At 34.3% G+C, this 15,821-nt stretch carries 13 protein-coding genes, 2 pseudogenes and 1 riboswitch; of the genes and pseudogenes, 12 read left to right on the top strand and 3 right to left on the bottom strand.

All coding sequences use genetic code 11. The features are described 5' to 3' along the window. Positions 1–94 precede the first annotated feature (94 nt). Together WAX78_RS14520 and WAX78_RS14525 are read left to right on the top strand one after the other, a co-directional pair. Positions 95–307, top strand: a complete 213-nt coding sequence (locus WAX78_RS14520; protein WP_336482964.1) for an alpha/beta-type small acid-soluble spore protein — start codon at positions 95–97, stop codon at positions 305–307. Between the two features lie 317 nt (positions 308–624). After that, positions 625–1,140: a DUF3231 family protein gene (locus WAX78_RS14525; RefSeq protein WP_336482965.1), complete on the top strand. Its 516-nt coding sequence runs from the start codon at positions 625–627 to the stop codon at positions 1,138–1,140. Positions 1,141–1,195: 55 nt separating this feature from the next. On the opposite strand, the pseudogene WAX78_RS14530 reads toward WAX78_RS14525, so the two are convergent. Together WAX78_RS14530 and WAX78_RS14535 are read right to left on the bottom strand one after the other, a co-directional pair. Continuing rightward, positions 1,196–1,634 (bottom strand): annotated as a pseudogene (locus WAX78_RS14530) (YndM family protein); the annotation flags it as partial. Between the two features lie 161 nt (positions 1,635–1,795). After that, complete coding sequence (locus WAX78_RS14535) at positions 1,796–2,656, bottom strand: MBL fold metallo-hydrolase (protein ID WP_336482966.1); 861 nt, start codon at positions 2,654–2,656, stop codon at positions 1,796–1,798. Between the two features lie 172 nt (positions 2,657–2,828). Here WAX78_RS14535 and WAX78_RS14540 point away from each other — a divergent pair, with 172 nt between their 5' ends. From WAX78_RS14540 to WAX78_RS14585, 10 genes are all read left to right on the top strand, one after another. Next, positions 2,829–4,025, top strand: coding sequence for an MFS transporter (locus WAX78_RS14540; RefSeq protein WP_336482967.1), 1,197 nt, complete (start codon positions 2,829–2,831; stop codon positions 4,023–4,025). Between the two features lie 308 nt (positions 4,026–4,333). Next, the gene (locus WAX78_RS14545) at positions 4,334–4,762 is read left to right on the top strand and encodes a DUF3995 domain-containing protein (protein WP_336482968.1); all 429 of its coding nucleotides are present in this window, start codon (positions 4,334–4,336) and stop codon (positions 4,760–4,762) included. Between the two features lie 132 nt (positions 4,763–4,894). Further along, a riboswitch (cyclic di-AMP (ydaO/yuaA leader) is annotated at positions 4,895–5,034 on the top strand. A 123-nt stretch (positions 5,035–5,157) separates the two neighbouring features. Continuing rightward, on the top strand, positions 5,158–6,825 hold the full coding sequence (kdpA, locus tag WAX78_RS14550) for a potassium-transporting ATPase subunit KdpA (protein WP_336482969.1): 1,668 nt from the start codon (positions 5,158–5,160) through the stop codon (positions 6,823–6,825). A gap of 195 nt (positions 6,826–7,020) precedes the next feature. After that, positions 7,021–8,268, top strand: coding sequence for a DUF445 domain-containing protein (locus tag WAX78_RS14555; RefSeq protein WP_336482970.1), 1,248 nt, complete (start codon positions 7,021–7,023; stop codon positions 8,266–8,268). Between the two features lie 265 nt (positions 8,269–8,533). Next, positions 8,534–9,421 carry a Vgb family protein gene (locus tag WAX78_RS14560; protein ID WP_336482971.1) on the top strand — a complete coding sequence of 296 codons (888 nt, stop codon included), beginning with the start codon at positions 8,534–8,536 and terminating at the stop codon, positions 9,419–9,421. A 337-nt stretch (positions 9,422–9,758) separates the two neighbouring features. Further along, complete coding sequence (locus WAX78_RS14565) at positions 9,759–10,397, top strand: response regulator transcription factor (protein ID WP_336482972.1); 639 nt, start codon at positions 9,759–9,761, stop codon at positions 10,395–10,397. Between the two features lie 4 nt (positions 10,398–10,401). After that, positions 10,402–11,505, top strand: a complete 1,104-nt coding sequence (locus WAX78_RS14570) for a sensor histidine kinase (RefSeq protein WP_336482973.1) — start codon at positions 10,402–10,404, stop codon at positions 11,503–11,505. Positions 11,506–11,638: 133 nt separating this feature from the next. After that, positions 11,639–12,577 (top strand): ABC transporter ATP-binding protein, encoded by a 939-nt coding sequence (locus tag WAX78_RS14575; protein WP_336482974.1) that lies wholly within the window; start codon positions 11,639–11,641, stop codon positions 12,575–12,577. A gap of 31 nt (positions 12,578–12,608) precedes the next feature. Beyond that, positions 12,609–13,718, top strand: a complete 1,110-nt coding sequence (locus tag WAX78_RS14580; protein WP_336482975.1) for an ABC transporter permease — start codon at positions 12,609–12,611, stop codon at positions 13,716–13,718. A 1-nt stretch (position 13,719) separates the two neighbouring features. Next, the gene (locus WAX78_RS14585; protein ID WP_336482976.1) at positions 13,720–14,865 is read left to right on the top strand and encodes an ABC transporter permease; all 1,146 of its coding nucleotides are present in this window, start codon (positions 13,720–13,722) and stop codon (positions 14,863–14,865) included. Positions 14,866–14,987: 122 nt separating this feature from the next. Here the strand turns inward: WAX78_RS14585 and WAX78_RS14590 are convergent. Continuing rightward, positions 14,988–15,695, bottom strand: a pseudogene (locus WAX78_RS14590) (IS6 family transposase). Between the last annotated feature and the right edge of the window lie 126 nt (positions 15,696–15,821).

The following is a 15,821-nucleotide window of genomic DNA, read 5'->3' on the forward strand; positions in this document are numbered from 1 at the left end:
AAGTATAGTGATTTAACTTGAAGGGATATCCATAAAAAGGAATACTTGTTTTTTATGATTGGTAACATATTAAAAATATAGGAGGTGATACAACATGAAAAACAATAATAGAGGCAGTCGTAATAAAGTATTAGTTCGAGGGGCGGAAAATACAATTGATCAAATGAAATATGAAATTGCCCAAGAGTTTGGTGTACAACTTGGCGCAGACACAACAGCTCGTGCAAATGGATCTGTTGGCGGTGAAATTACAAAACGTTTAGTAGCATTAGCTGAACAACACCTTGGTGGTGGATTTATTCGTTAATTTTAGTTAAAAACATAATAAAATACAGTAAGCTAAAGCATGTATATCCTATATATTTTCTTTATGTATATGTATCTTAGTAAGGGAAATCCTCATAATAATCCACACACTTACTCAAAGATTGTTAATGATCTTTAATCAACATCGAGTATTATATTGGAAAACTCTAGTGTAAGCAACAAAACGTATAAATTATGGGTAAGGTGTTTCCAATGAATTACAAGAATTTCTTTGCCGGAACACACATACTTAAAAGCTTATTTTTAATACTTAAAAGAATTTTTATTATAATATTTTCTATAGGAGGGTATCGTAAAATGGGTGTATTAAGTGGTAATCCTCAGAATGAGCCTTTGCATTATGGAGAAGTATTTGATATTTGGAGTTATCTTCTTACGACGCAGGGAGCGATTGCTGGACATCAAGTATATATGAATCATACAGGCGATGAAGATTTGAAGAAATTTTTAGAGAATCTAATTGAAAACGATATGACTTCTGAAACAGAAGAACTAAAGTCTCTTTTGAAGGTAAATGGAGTGGCTTTACCGCCAGCGCCTCCAGAAAGGCCTGTTGCATCTATTGAAGATATTCCGCCTGGTGCCCGCATTAATGATGCGGAAATTGCAGCGGCTGTTTCGGCAGGTCTTGCAGCAGGACTAGTAACTTGTAGCCAAATTATGGGGAAATGCCTTCGAGAAGATGTAGGCATGCTATTTGGACAATTTCATATGAAAAAAGCACAGGCCGGGGCAGCATTGCTGCGTTTAAGTAAAAAGAAAGGTTGGGTAATTCCACCTCCATTACATGTTCGGAATTCTGAGCAAGCGTAACTAAATAAAAAGTGGCCAAAGGCCGCTTTTTATTCTGATTTATCATTTGTATCTTTTTTGTTTTCAGGTAAATTCTTTTTTCTATATATTCATCTGAAAACTCCGTAGCATACGTATCATGATGTATAGATGATTGACGTGGATTATCATCTGTATATAAAACCAATTTCTTCATATAGACATGAAAAAATATTTCTACCGTACTAATAAGAAGAGCTGACCAAAATGAAGCTGCGGTAATATGGATAGGAACGATATCTGTAAGAAGATAAGGTAATATCCAAACTCCCAAAAAGCTTAAACCAAAATCAGTGGTTGTAGTAACCATATTTCTATACTTAGGTAAAATAAATAAATCTCCTAATTAAATATGCTGCTCCTGTAATTATGAATGAAATCAATAGTAGTCTAGGAGTCGAAACATTTTGGAATATACCTAGTATTATAAGTAGTACGGCACTAATAGCGGTATATTTAATTAATAAGGCAACAATATTATTCCTCCATTTTCATGTAGTAATAAAATTTTTTCACTTTTATCATTCTTTGTTATATTGTGTTGATAGTTTTAAAAATATTGGAATTTATAAACAGAAAATTAATGCATGAATTGAATAAAAAACTGGTTGTGCCTTATCAGGGCACAACCAGTTTTTTATTTAATGTATCTTCCATAATCAGGAATAGCGATTTTGTCGAATTCCGTTACTAGATGCTGCAAACTATCTTTAAGCTCTTCTCCAAACATAGGAAGGCCATGTCCTGTTATTACAGCTTTAGGGTTTAATTCCTGAAGTTTCTTTACTGAGTCCCAAGCTTTTTGCCAATCGGTAGTAAGATATCTTGGTGGTCCATTTATTTCTTTTTCTTGAGTAAATACTTTATATAATGAATCCTGCTTGACTGTAACAAATGCATCTCCAGCAATTAGGGAATGATCTGTATTTCGGAATAGAGAAATATGCCCAGGAGTATGTCCAGGGGTATGTATCCAGCGCCATTCAGGCATGTGAGGAATGCTGCCATCTAAGGGTAACTCATGTATATATTTACCTAGGTCAATTCCTTCATTGGGAAACAAAGGAGAAATTTTTGCTACGATCCCACCTTCCACAGATCCATCTGGTTCTGGATAATCTTTTTCTCCAGTTAAAAAAGGCATTTCTAATGTATGAGCATAAACGGGTATATCCCATTTTTTTACTAATTCAATTACAGAACCAACATGATCAAAATGGCCGTGTGTTAATATGATTGCTTTAGGTTTATTGTCCTTTCCAAATCTTGATTCAGCAAATTCCATAATGTGATTTACTGATTTCGGCATTCCTGTATCGATTAATATCCATTCACTTGTTTCTATAGGATTTCCGATAAAACATACATTTACAATTTTTATACACAAACAATAAATATGGGATGCAACTTCAACACACTTACCGCTAGTCAGGGAGGTTAAAGGTAATATTGCATGGTCAAAACTGCTTTTAAGCTCTTGATTTAGCTTGCCTTCCATAAGAGAAAACTCCTTTTTTCTTTATTATGTGGTCTTGTCAAAAAAGTATAACTCCCCACACCTTCATTTATATTTTTGTGCAATATAAATGAAGGTGTGGGGAATAGTAAATTTAATTATTAAAAATTTATTTTTCAAATGAGGTCAGTAAGGGGGGGAAGATATTATCAATATGGATAAAAAAGAAAAATGGAGCTTATGGGCACTTTCATCTGTTCCTTTAGTTATGACACTTGGAAACTCCATGTTAATCCCTGTACTTCCATTAATTGAAAAGAAATTAGATATTAATGATTTTCAAGTTTCTCTTATCATTACTGTTTATTCTATTGTCGCTATTATTTTAATTCCTATAGCGGGTTATTTATCTGATAAGTGGGGAAGAAAGAAAGTAATTATACCTAGTTTATTTATAGCAGCTATAGGGGGAGCTATTACTGGTTGGGTATCATGGAAGGTTAAAGATCCTTATATATGGATTTTATTAGGGAGGATAATTCAAGGGATTGGCTCAGCTGGAGCGATGCCTGTCGTTATTCCTTGTGTAGGTGATATGTTTCAAGATGAAAAGCAAGTGAGCAGTGGCCTAGGTCTAGTCGAAACATCGAATACATTAGGTAAGGTTTTAAGTCCAATTTTAGGATCTTTACTAGCTTCGTTTGTGTGGTTCCTTCCTTTTTGGTTTATTCCAATTTTGTGTATAATATCCATCATTTTAATTCTCTTTTTTGTGAAGCCACCTAAACAAAAACAAGAAGCTCCTCCATTACGTATTTTTCTTCAAAATGTAAAGTTGATTTTATGCGAGAAAGGTCGTTGGCTTTTTCCAATTTTTTTACTTGGAGGCATTATTATGTTCATTCTGTTTGGTGTCCTTTTTTATTTATCTTCAATTTTAGAAAAGCGATATCACCTAGATGGCGTTTGGAAAGGCTTTGTATTAGCTATTCCGTTAGCTTCACTTTCTCTTACTTCTTACATAACAGGAAAAAAGATTGGAAATAAGAAAATAATGATGAAGTGGTGTATATGTATTGGCTTTTTCTTATTAGGAATAACATTAATAACTCCAATATTCTTTAAAAATATTTACATCATTATAATGGGTCTTGTAATTAGTGGAATTGGAATTGGTGCTGCTCTTCCTAGCTTAGACGCTCTAATAACAGAAGGAATCCAGAAGGAGCAGAGAGGATCGATTACATCTCTTTATAGCTCAATGCGATTTGTAGGAGTAGCCGCAGGCCCTCCGGTATTTGCTGTATTAATGAAAGGGCCTGATAATTATATATTTTATCTGTCAGTTTTTTTAGCATTTGTAGGATCTTTATTATCTCTACTATGCATTAAACCAAAAAACGCCCAATAAAAATACAAATTTTAAAGATTACATTTCATAATAAAGAAGGAAGCATAAGTTTACGTAAAGTTATGTTTCCTTTTTTTGGTACATACGCTACTGATCGAAGGGGATAAATATAAAGTGAAACTTCCATCAGTGGGGGGCTCTTCATCCCCCACTGATGGAAAGCTCTCACCAATCGGGCTCTTATTGCCCAAAAGTAGTGGGATAAATTTTACACTTGTACATATTGAATAAAGGAAATAGGAGGTAAGTTACTAAAAGTTAGAGAAATTATGGAGGAGAAAGAATGATGCAAGTAGGGGGAATATATAATGACATCATTTTTAATCATTCTAGGTGCTGGTATCCTTGCATTCATCAGCATTATTCATATGTATTGGGCATGTGGTGGAACTTGGGGAAGTAAGGTTGTCCTTCCGATGAAAAAAGATAGCGGAGAATATGCTTTTGTTCCGCGGAAAATAGGGACTTTTTTAGTGGCACTTGCCATTCTATGTTTTGCTGTGATTCTATTAGCACAGAGTGGATACTTGTCTTTTTGGAATCCGAGTCGTTACACAAAATGGGGATGTATGATTCTAGCGGGAATTTTCTTTTTACGTGCAGTTGGTGATAGGAAGTATGTTGGGATCTTTAAAAAGGTAAAGGGAACAAAATTTTCATTGTATGATACATTGTTATACAGTCCGCTTTGTTTGTATATTACGCTTTGTTTTGTAGTGGCAGTTTATGGTCGTTAGTATGCGGAAGGAAACCTTTCATCAATAAGGGGTTCCCTTTTTAATTTATTTAATAGTTTGTCTTTTTTGTATTTTCTCTCTTTACAATAAGAATTTAGAGGAGTATATTATCAAACAAATAGCAAATTTTAGAACCGAATATCGCTTAATCCACTTAGGAGCGGGGGAACCAATTTTGTGCATTGTCACTTGGGGTGAATCCTTTTTAGGTAGGGCTACTCTCAAGGCCCGAATCCGACAGCTAACCTCGTCAGCGTTTTGAGAGGGGGGACTTGTGTGTAAAAACACTAGGTGCAACCTAGTGTTTTCTTTTATTCTATCGATGGTAAAATTTTACAAAACATTAATGCGTATAATAGAAAATAAATGTAGGAGAAACAGAGGGGAGAAAAAGGATGAATTGGCTTACAAGTCTAATTACAATTTGTCTATTTGTAGTAGTAGCAAAACCAATGGGAGATTATATATATAATGTTTTTCAGCAAAAGGGACCATTTCAAGAGGTATTTGGTCCATTGGAAAAATTTTTGTTTAAAGTCGCAGGAATTAAAGGATATCGTCAAAGCTGGAAGCATTATTTGTTTTGCTTAATCATAACAAATTTGTTTTTTATCCTTGTTGTGTATTCCATATTTCGGTTACAGGGGATGCTGCCATTAAATCCAAACCATTTTTCAGGAATGGAGCCGACATTAGCATTCCATACAGCTATCACGTTTATGACAAATGCAAATCTACAACATTATGGGGGCGAAAGTAATTTATCTTATTTCTCTCAAATGGCTGGGGTAACGTTTATGATGTTTGCAGCACCTGCAACTTCAATGGCGATTGGCATTACGTTTATTCGTATCTTAGCAGGTAAAAAAATTGGTAACTTCTTTGTTGATTTTGTTCAATCTATTACAAGAGTATTATTACCAATTTCGTTTGTAACATCGCTAATTTTTCTGGCGCTAGGCACACCACAAACACTAGATTCTACGATTATCGCAAAAACGTTGGAAGGGTCAGAACAGGCAATTCCTCGTGGACCAGTAGCGTCTTTACTTTCTATTAAAGAACTTGGAGAAAATGGCGGAGGCTTTTTCGGAACAGTTTCAGCACATCCTTTTGAAAATCCAAATATGATTAGTAATGTACTCCAGATGATGCTGCAAATGTTAATTCCAATGGCATTTCCTTTTGTATACGGAAGAATGGTTGGTAATCGGAAACAAGGACGGATGCTTTTTGTATCGATGTTGATTTTGTTTATCATTGGATTTTCTATACTTGCCATATCTGAATTGAAAGGGAATCCACTGTTAAATCAAATTGGTATAGACAGTTCTCAAGGAAATATGGAAGGGAAAGAAATGCGTCTTGGTGTTATATCTTCTGCTTTATATGCAACTGTTACAAGCGCTTCAGGGACAGGGGGTGTAAATACAACACATGATACGTTAACACCAATTGGAGGAATGGTTCCGCTTGTAAATATGCTTCTAGGAACTGTATTTGGCGGGATTGGAATTGGATTTATGAATGTAATCATGTATGCGATGATAGCAGTATTTTTAGCTGGATTAATGATAGGACGTACACCGGAGTTTCTGAATAAAAAACTAGAAGGAAAAGAGATGAAATTAATTGCTATTACAATTATATCCCAGCCACTACTCATTCTTGGAGCCGCAGCAATTGCCTTTTCAACACATTTTGGAACAGATGCAATTTCGAATCCCGGTTTTCACGGTCTAACACAAGTCATATATGAATATACATCGTCTGCTGTAAATAATGGCTCTGGATTTGAAGGATTAAATGATAATACACCATATTGGAATATTTCAACAGGCCTTGTCATGTATATTGGTCGTTATTTCAGTATCATTACGATGCTTGCCGTCGCAGTTGGACTGAAAAAGAAAAAAACTGTACCCGAAACCATTGGTACGTTCCAACCTGATAATCGCTTGTTTGGAGGAGTCTTACTTGGTACGATATTTGTAGTAGGTGCTTTAACATTTTTACCAGTACTTGTACTTGGACCAATTGCTGAATTGTTAACAATATCATGAAGTTGTAAAACGAGAGGCGTATAAGCCTCTCGTTTTTAATATGAAATTCTTTGTTATTTTTAATGTGGTTTATTATAGTATATATATATGCTTTTGTTGAAGGAAATTTGGAATCTATACACAAAGGTCTAAATGATTCAATGAATTTACAAATTGAATGGTTTACTTTACATAATAAGAGGATGTGGAAATACAATGTCATTACAGTCAAAATATTTAGCAGGAATTTCACTTGGAATAATGGGAGTTGGTTTTGCTGTAACAATCCCGTTTCAAGGAACGATAGCAGGGAATATTATACAAGGTGGATTTGAAGCTGGTTTAGTAGGGGGACTCGCGGATTGGTTTGCAGTTACAGCACTGTTTCGTCACCCAATGGGGATACCGATCCCGCATACAGCTCTACTGCCCAAAAATCGGAAACGGGTTACGAAAGGACTTGTTTCCACGCTGGAAAATGATTGGCTTACGAAAGAAAGTATTACCGATAAAATAAAAGAAATGAAGTTGGCTGCAACGGTATTACATATTGCGGAAAGAGAGCTGCATTCCGATGCGTTAAAGAAAGGGATTGTTACAGTTGCTGAAAAGGCGATTCTGCAAGTGAATACAAAACAGTTAGCTATTGTTTTGGAAAAAGAATTAAAAACGTATTTACATACAATTAATGTAGGTAAAATTCTTCAAGTACTTGTTGATCAAATAGTTACGCAACAATATGATGAAAAGACGTTAGATTGTTTATTAGTCAAAGCGAAAGAATGGACAGCACAAGATGCAGCTCGATATCAACTTGGTAGTTTAGGTATGAAGGCGCTGGAAAATATAAAAGTAGATGGTTTCTTACAGTTTGCGCTTAAATCCTTTATGAGTATTGCCGATGAAGAAAAAGTTGGCAGCATTCTGCAAAAGTTTATTATTAATAATATTAGTAGTTTGCAAAACGCTGATAATAGCACGAGACAAGCTCTATTGATGAAAATTCGCCACGAAATCCTACATATGAAGGAAAATGAATCGGTATTAAAAGAACTAGAGAATTGGAAAGAAAATTGGATTGTGAATTGGGAGGCAGCTGAGAAGATAACAGAATTTCTTGAGCAAGTAAAGCAAAAATCTGTAGATTTTATTCAAAAAGATGAATTTGCGGACAAATATCTTCTGCCGTTTCTGACAACACAAATGAATAAAATAAAAGAAGATGCAGCAACAGTTGAGCGTATGGAAGATTGGCTACAAAAACAAATTGTAAACGTCGTTGAAAGCAATCATTCTAAAATCGGAAAACTCGTACAGGAAAATTTAGATAAATTAGATGATGAAACACTTATTGAGATGATTGAAAATAACGTAGGAAAAGATTTGCAGTGGATTCGTGTAAATGGTGCTGTTTGTGGATTTATGATTGGATTGATTTTGGAAAGCTTAAAAGCGGTTATATAATAAAAAACAACTTGAATAGTGATAAGGAAAAATATATATCATATTCCTACTTATAAAAGATAGAAATTAAAACCTTTCACAGCTTGAAATGTAGCAGTGAAAGGTTTTTTTATGGCGTTTTGTCTTCAATGTTTTATTGAGTGCAACTTTTTATAGTTTTTTCTTCTAAGTAATGAAGGTATATGAATTATATTCACGGAAATATTTACAATATTTGTTTTCATATGATAAGTACATGCATCAGCAAAAAGGGGGTTTTAGTACAATGCAAATAAGGTTTACTGAACATCGTCTTCCTATGGATGAATCAGCTCCATATGGAATTACAGTAGGGGATGATAGAGCTCTTTGGTTTACAGAACATAAGGGAAATAGAATAGGAAGAATGACTGTAACAGGTGAAATACAGGAATTCTTCGTTCCTACATCAGATGCTGGGCTTTCATGTATAGTATCTGGGACGAATGGGGATCTATGGTTTACAGAATACAAGACCGATAAGATTGGAAAGATTACAACGCAAGGTGAGGTTACTGAATATAAGCTACCTACTACAAAATCAGCCCCTTATGGAATAACAGAAGGACCTGATGGAGCAATTTGGTTTACGGAACTTACAGGTAATAAGATCGGGAGAATTTCGCTGTTAGGTGAGATTACCGAGTATACATTACCTAATTCGGGATCTTATCCGTCATTTATCGTATCAGGACCAGACGGGTCACTTTGGTTTACGGAAAATCAGAGTAATAAAATAGGGAAAATCACTTCATCTGGTCAAATTACTGAGTATTCTATACCTACAATGAATTCTGCTCCAGTAGGTATTACAAATGGACCTGATGGTGCCCTATGGTTTGTAGAAATAAACGGAAATAATATAGGGAGAATTACTACATCTGGTCAAATTATTGAGTATCCTATCCCAACTATAAATGCTAGGCCGCATGCTATTGTTGCAGGGAGGGATGGAGTACTTTGGTTTACTGAGTGGGGAAGCAATCAGATTGGACGAATTACAGTGAATGGAGAAATTACGGAATATCAAATTCCTACTGAAAACTCTGAACCGCATGGAATTGTACTAGGGCCAGACGGAGCTATATGGTTTGCACAAGAATGTAATCAGATTGGCCAGTTAATTTGTTTATAGCACATTATAATTCTAAATAAGAAATTATAATGAAACAGTGGGGTTTGTTAAATATATCTAAAATCTGTTTTGAAAATACATTTTCAAAAACAGACTCTTTTATAACTTTAGAGTGTTAGCTGAGGAATATATTTAATTCAAATGGTAATCTGTTAATATTTCCATAGTAAGGGTACCGCAAAGGTAAATTTAATAGAATAAGAAAGAAACTTTTTCTATAGCTGAAGAGTAGGATATAAAATGAAAGATATCGCCTATAAAGAAGTATATAAAATAGTAAAGTTGTATGTATATTGAAAGGATGTGAATGTTAGTAAGGTAACACCTACTAACAAATATGAAAATAAAAGTGATAATAGCTGATGATAACTCTTTTATTAGAGAAGGTATGAAGATTATTTTAAGTACATACGCGGAATTTGAAGTGTTAGTAACGGTAAATGATGGTCAAGAAGCTCTAGAGTATTGTAAAAAAAATGATGTTGATATTGCTCTTTTAGATGTACGTATGCCGAATATGAACGGCGTGGAAGCAACGAAATTAATTTGTGAACAAACAAAAACAAAGCCGCTCATTTTAACGACATTTGATGATGACGAATACATTTTAGATGCAGTGAAAAATGGAGCAAAAGGATATTTATTAAAAAATAATGATCCAGAGCGAATCAGAGATGCGATAAAAAGTGTTTATCACGGACATACTGTGATGCAAGATGTAGTCCTTGATAAAATTAAATTAAACTTACAAGAACATAAAGAAGAAGAGTTGAAAATAGATAAGAGCCTTTTCACAGAAAGAGAACTTAGTATTATTGCTCTTATTGCTAAAGGTTTTTCGAATAAAGAGATTTCAAAGCAGCTTTTTATATCGGAAGGGACGATTGCGAACTATATTACCTCTATCCTTAGTAAAACGGGGCTTGAGCATCGTACGCAAATCGCAATTTACTATTTAACGGGAACAGTGGATTAGAAATATGGAGTTTTGGATCATTATTAGTAAGCTTATAGTTTTCCTATATATTGTGTTTAGTTATGTTCATTCCAACGTTACGAATCTACCATGGATTGTATTTGTTTTACTTTTGTATCTTTGTATAAATGTTACGATTTATATTTTGAAAAAAGAAGCAGCGAAGAAAGTGATTATATTTGTATCAATTGTCAGTACAGTCATTTCATATGGACAGATTCATCCGTTATTACTTTTATTTTTACCTCTGAACTTATATGAATTTACCTCTTATTACATGTATGAAAAATGGCTGATGCTTTTTATTATGCTCCTTCCGGTTGTGTTTGTTGAGGAAAATATACGTATGACATACGGTTTAATCGCTGTATTTAGCTTTGTTATTTTCACAATGGCAAAGCTGTATACGGAAAGGCTATTAAAATTTGAAACACAAAATGACATGATGCGAAAAGATATGCAAAGGCTCACAAAAAATCTGAATGAAAATAAAGCATACATCAGGCAATCTGAATACACATTTAAACTAGAAGAACGAAATCGATTATCCCAAGAAATTCATGATAAAATTGGTCATTCTATGACAGGTGCCTTAATTCAAATGGAAGCGGCAAAAAGGTTGATGTATACCGACAAGGAGAAAGCAGTAGAGTTGCTTCAAAATGCCATTTATATTTCCAAAGATGGAATTGAAAGCATTAGAATTACGTTAAAGAATATGAAACCACCAACTGAACAAATTGGCATTCATCGTATGAAATTATTCATAGATGAGTTTGCGGCGAAACATGATATGAAAATTTCGTTTTTATATAAAGGGAATTTGGATATTATTACTCCAATTCAATGGAAAATCATTGGAGAAAATGTAACGGAAGCGTTAACGAATGCTATGAAATATGCAGAGGCAACTGTTATTTCAATCGATATACATGTTCTCAATGCGGTCGTGAAGGTGCAAGTGAAAGATAACGGAAAAGGTGTACTTCAAGTAAAAAAAGGACTTGGCATTATCGGCATGGAAGAACGTACCGCATCGATTAACGGGACGATTATTGTAGATGGTACAAATGGTTTTTCAGTTACAATGTTATTGCCGATACAGTAAGGGATAGATAAGATGAATGATCTCACAGGAAAAAAGTGAATATTCTCATGTGAAAAGAATGAACTTATGCACTGAGCAGGTTCATTCTTTTTGTTTATAATAACAGCAGAGAAACCGAAATAGGGGTGAAATGATGAACGCATTAGAGATAAAAAACATAACGAAAAAATTTGGTGATTTCATCGCAGTTGATAATATGTCTTTATCTATCGCACAAGGAGAAATATTTGGATTTTTAGGTTCGAATGGTGCTGGTAAAAGTACAACAATTAATATGATTGCTGGATTGTTAAGAAGTAATGAAGGTGAGATTAGCATACTAGGAAAAAATATAAAGAAACATAATCGATTTGCAAAAATGAATATTGGAATTGTACCACAAGATATAGCAATTTATGAGGAGTTAACCGCCTATGAAAATGTGAAATTCTTTGCAGGATTATATGGATTACGAGGAGCTGAATTGAAAGCGAGAGTAGAAGAAGCGCTCCAGTTTGTAGGGCTCAGTGATAAACATAAAAGCTATCCGAAAAATTTCTCTGGTGGAATGAAACGAAGACTTAACATTGCTTGCGCGATTGCGCATCGTCCAAATTTAATTATTATGGATGAGCCGACAGTTGGAATTGATCCGCAGTCAAGAAACTATATTCTTCAGTCTGTACGGAAATTAAATGAAATGGGTAGCACCATTATTTATACGAGTCACTACATGGAAGAAGTAGAAGAACTTTGTACGAAAATCGCAATTGTTGATCACGGGAAAATTATTGCAGAAGGTACAAAAGAACAATTGAAAGCTATTATTACAGATACAAAAGATATTTGGATTGAAGTAAAGTCAGTTGAAAATATAGATGTGAACAAATTAAAAGAAATTAGTGGTGTTAAGGCTGTTCAAATAGAAGAAAACGTAATTAAAGTGAATTCTGATACAGGGGTCAACAATTTAAACAAAATCGTTCAGCATTTTATCAATAATGATATAGAAATACGTTCACTTGAAGAGCAAGCACCCAACTTAGAGACAGTATTCTTGACATTGACAGGAAGAAATCTACGAGATAAATAAAATTTACTAGCAAAAAAGGGAGGTTCATCGCTTGAACATCTTCAATATAGCCATAAAGGAAATCAAAAGTGACTTTCGAGATATAAGAACATTAGTTTTTATGTTAGCGTTCCCAATTGTGCTTATGCTAGTCTTGGGGACAGCTTTAACAAATGCATTTAATAGTGACAGTCTTTCTATTAAAAATATAAAGGTATCATATAAAGATGAAGCTGATAGTAAGTTCTCACAGGCCTTTGAAGCATTTATAAAAGAAACAGATAAATCTGGAATTCACTTTAAAAAAGCTTCAACCGATGTAGATGGAAAAGAAGAAGTGAAACAAAATAAATATGCTGCTTATGTAGAACTGAATCAAGATGGTGTGAAGTTATATGAAAGTGATCGAAATAGTATTGAAGGAAGTATCGTTGAGGGAATGCTTACTACATTTGTCGATAAGTACAACGTAGCAGTAGAAGTTGCGAAAGTAGATCCAGAGAAAGTGAGTACAGTTATTTCAAGTGGAAATCATGATGATTATATAAAAGAGACATCTTTACAAGCTGCTAAAAAACCAAGTTCTATGGACTATTATGCGATTGCGATGACGACAATGATTGCCTTGTACGGAGCGATGGGGGCGAGTTATCTCATTCGCGGAGAGCGATTAAGAAAAACAGGAGATCGTTTAATTGCTGCACCTGTTAGTAAAGCGGAAATCTTCGTTGGGAAAGTACTCGGTAGTCTTGTAGGAAATGCACTTTGTCTTCTTCTTGTTATTTTCTTTAGTAAGTTTGTATATCAAGCAAATTGGGGTGAACATCTTAGCGTAGTGTTTCTTATATTACTGACAGAAGTATTACTTGCGATTAGCTTTGGGTTAGGAATGGCATATATTATGAAAACAGGTGAGGCAGCTAGAGCGGTTATTATGGTTGTTGTACAGTTAGCTTCTTTTTTTGGCGGAGCATATTTTGTAGTCGAAGAAAATATGGTTACAAATATGTCGCCATTAACATGGGCAAATACAGCGATTATGAAAATTATTTATGCGAATGATTTAGGAGCAGCATTTCCGGTAATTTCATTAAATCTTGGAATTTCAGCATTGTTTTTATTGATTGCGATTATCGCATTACGCAGACGGGAGGGGCTATAATATGAAAGACATTTTATGGCTCATGCAAAAAACATTATCTGTACTTTTGAAAAATAAAAAAGGGTTACTTATTATTATTGGATTGCCAATAGTAGGAGCATTAATTTCATTTCTGATTTATGGAAATGTAGGGCAAGGTACCCTGCATATCGGGGTTGTAAATAATGAAACTCATTATATAGCAAGTGATACGGTGAAATTTATAGAAGGATTAGACCATGTAAAAGTAAGTAAGATTCAAGCATCAGAAGTAGAAGAGAAGCTTGCCTCGAAAAAACTTGATGCAGTAATTACATTAGATTCAGGTTTTTCACAAAGTATTCGAGATGGAAAGCCGGGTCATATTGAAATCTCCTCAATTAAAGGTGCGCAAATCACAGGTTTTATAAAATCATATTTGTATAATTATATTGATAATATAACGGCGATAAGTAAAGTAGCACAAGATGATCAAAGTAAGTTTGACAAGATGTATGCAAGTTATCAAAAAAATTCATTCAAGCTAACAGCTCATACGCTTAAGGATACTTCGAAAAATAAAGATATGACGAATCAAACAGTTGGTTATCTCATGATGTTTATGCTGTTTTCGGCGGTGAACTTTTCAGAACTAATTTTGAAAGAAAAAGAGAATAGAACGTATTTTAGATTATTGTCAACACCAATAGATGGAAGGAAGTATATATTATCTAATGTTGCTGTTAATATGGTTATCATGATGGTGCAAATCATTGTAATGGTACTGTTTATGACCAATGTATTTCATATTGATCCAAATATGCCTTTGCTTGTTATGATTGGAGTATTGATGATATTTGGCTTAATTGCAATTGGTTTATCGTTAGCGATTGTATCTTTTGCGAAAAACTCAACTTCTGCGAATGCAATGCAAAATATTATTATTACACCAACATGTTTGCTTGCCGGATGCTTCTTTCCATTTGAAATTATGCCAGCATCTGTGCAAAAGATTGCCGAATTTCTTCCGCAGCGTTGGCTATTAGACACAATCACGAAATTGCAGCAAGGAACGCAGTTCGAAGATTTATATTTAAACATTTTAATTTTATTCGCCTTTGCAATTTCCTTCTTCTTAATAGCCATTTATAAATTTGGTCGGAATAATGATGCGAGGAATTTTATTTAATTTAGGATACAAAAGGGATACAGTTTGATACTGTATCCCTTTTGTATGTAGAAAAATATGGTTCTGGTGCAAATATTTGAAGAAGGACACGAATAATAGTAGATTTCTAACGGAATCGTATTTTATGCTATAAGTCCAAACACTTGGTGAATGAACTCTTTTTGATTTTGGACAGACTGATTCGGTAAATTAATCTGTCCCTTTTTTATCATATGCATGGCTTCAACACCACTCAATATAGAGGTTGCTGTTTTAAATGACTTGAATCCCAACATAGAACACATACGTTTCTTAATAAAACGATGATCTTGTTCCGCTATATTATTGAGATATCTAACTTGTCTTAGTTGTATGCCTTCAGGCATATGTTTCTCTCCCTTCAACTCTTGAATCGCTACAGGATAGGCAGGGTTCTTATCTACTGTTATCACGCGAGGTTTAGAAACATACGAAAAAGCCAAGGGTTTCTTGAAAAAGCGCTTGGCTGCTTGTTTATCTCTTGATTTACTTAGATAAAAATCAATTGTATTTCCCTCTGAATCAACCGCACGATATAAGTACAGCTATTGACCTTTTATTTTAATATAGGTTTCATCGACTCTCTACGAGTCATTTGTTAATTTAAGATGATGTCGTACTTTCTCTTTTAATTGAGGTCCATATTGATGAACCCAGCGTATAATCGTTGTGTGAGCAATTGATAATCCTCTTTCCTCCATCATTTCCACCAGGTTACGGAAGCTCAAATTGTACCGCAGGTACCACCTTACTGTTAATAAGATTAGTTCGGGCTGATAATGCTTCCATTTAAACAAATTTACCTTTTCCATACTGATCACGCACCTTTTTTAGAGTCATACTATCAGTATGTCCAAGATTAGGAGATTGCTTGCAAGAGTCTTGGAATTTTGCACCGGAACCTATAGAATGATTTTTGATGTGTTATGATCTCTGAT

This window comes from Bacillus yunxiaonensis (assembly GCF_037104695.1).
Lineage (GTDB): Bacteria > Bacillota > Bacilli > Bacillales > Bacillaceae_G > Bacillus_A > Bacillus_A yunxiaonensis.

Excerpts from the sequence above, each read along its gene's own strand:
- kdpA (WP_336482969.1), top strand. The coding sequence starts at position 5,158 with ATGAATTGGCTTACAAGTCTAATTACAATTTGTCTATTTGTAGTAGTA.
- WAX78_RS14555 (WP_336482970.1), top strand. The coding sequence starts at position 7,021 with ATGTCATTACAGTCAAAATATTTAGCAGGAATTTCACTTGGAATAATG.
- WAX78_RS14565 (WP_336482972.1), top strand. The coding sequence starts at position 9,759 with ATGAAAATAAAAGTGATAATAGCTGATGATAACTCTTTTATTAGAGAA.
- WAX78_RS14545 (WP_336482968.1), top strand. The coding sequence starts at position 4,334 with ATGACATCATTTTTAATCATTCTAGGTGCTGGTATCCTTGCATTCATC.
- WAX78_RS14535 (WP_336482966.1), bottom strand. The coding sequence starts at position 2,656 with ATGGAAGGCAAGCTAAATCAAGAGCTTAAAAGCAGTTTTGACCATGCA.
- WAX78_RS14520 (WP_336482964.1), top strand. The coding sequence starts at position 95 with ATGAAAAACAATAATAGAGGCAGTCGTAATAAAGTATTAGTTCGAGGG.
- WAX78_RS14525 (WP_336482965.1), top strand. The coding sequence starts at position 625 with ATGGGTGTATTAAGTGGTAATCCTCAGAATGAGCCTTTGCATTATGGA.
- WAX78_RS14570 (WP_336482973.1), top strand. The coding sequence starts at position 10,402 with ATGGAGTTTTGGATCATTATTAGTAAGCTTATAGTTTTCCTATATATT.
- WAX78_RS14585 (WP_336482976.1), top strand. The coding sequence starts at position 13,720 with ATGAAAGACATTTTATGGCTCATGCAAAAAACATTATCTGTACTTTTG.
- WAX78_RS14560 (WP_336482971.1), top strand. The coding sequence starts at position 8,534 with ATGCAAATAAGGTTTACTGAACATCGTCTTCCTATGGATGAATCAGCT.
- WAX78_RS14540 (WP_336482967.1), top strand. The coding sequence starts at position 2,829 with ATGGATAAAAAAGAAAAATGGAGCTTATGGGCACTTTCATCTGTTCCT.
- WAX78_RS14575 (WP_336482974.1), top strand. The coding sequence starts at position 11,639 with ATGAACGCATTAGAGATAAAAAACATAACGAAAAAATTTGGTGATTTC.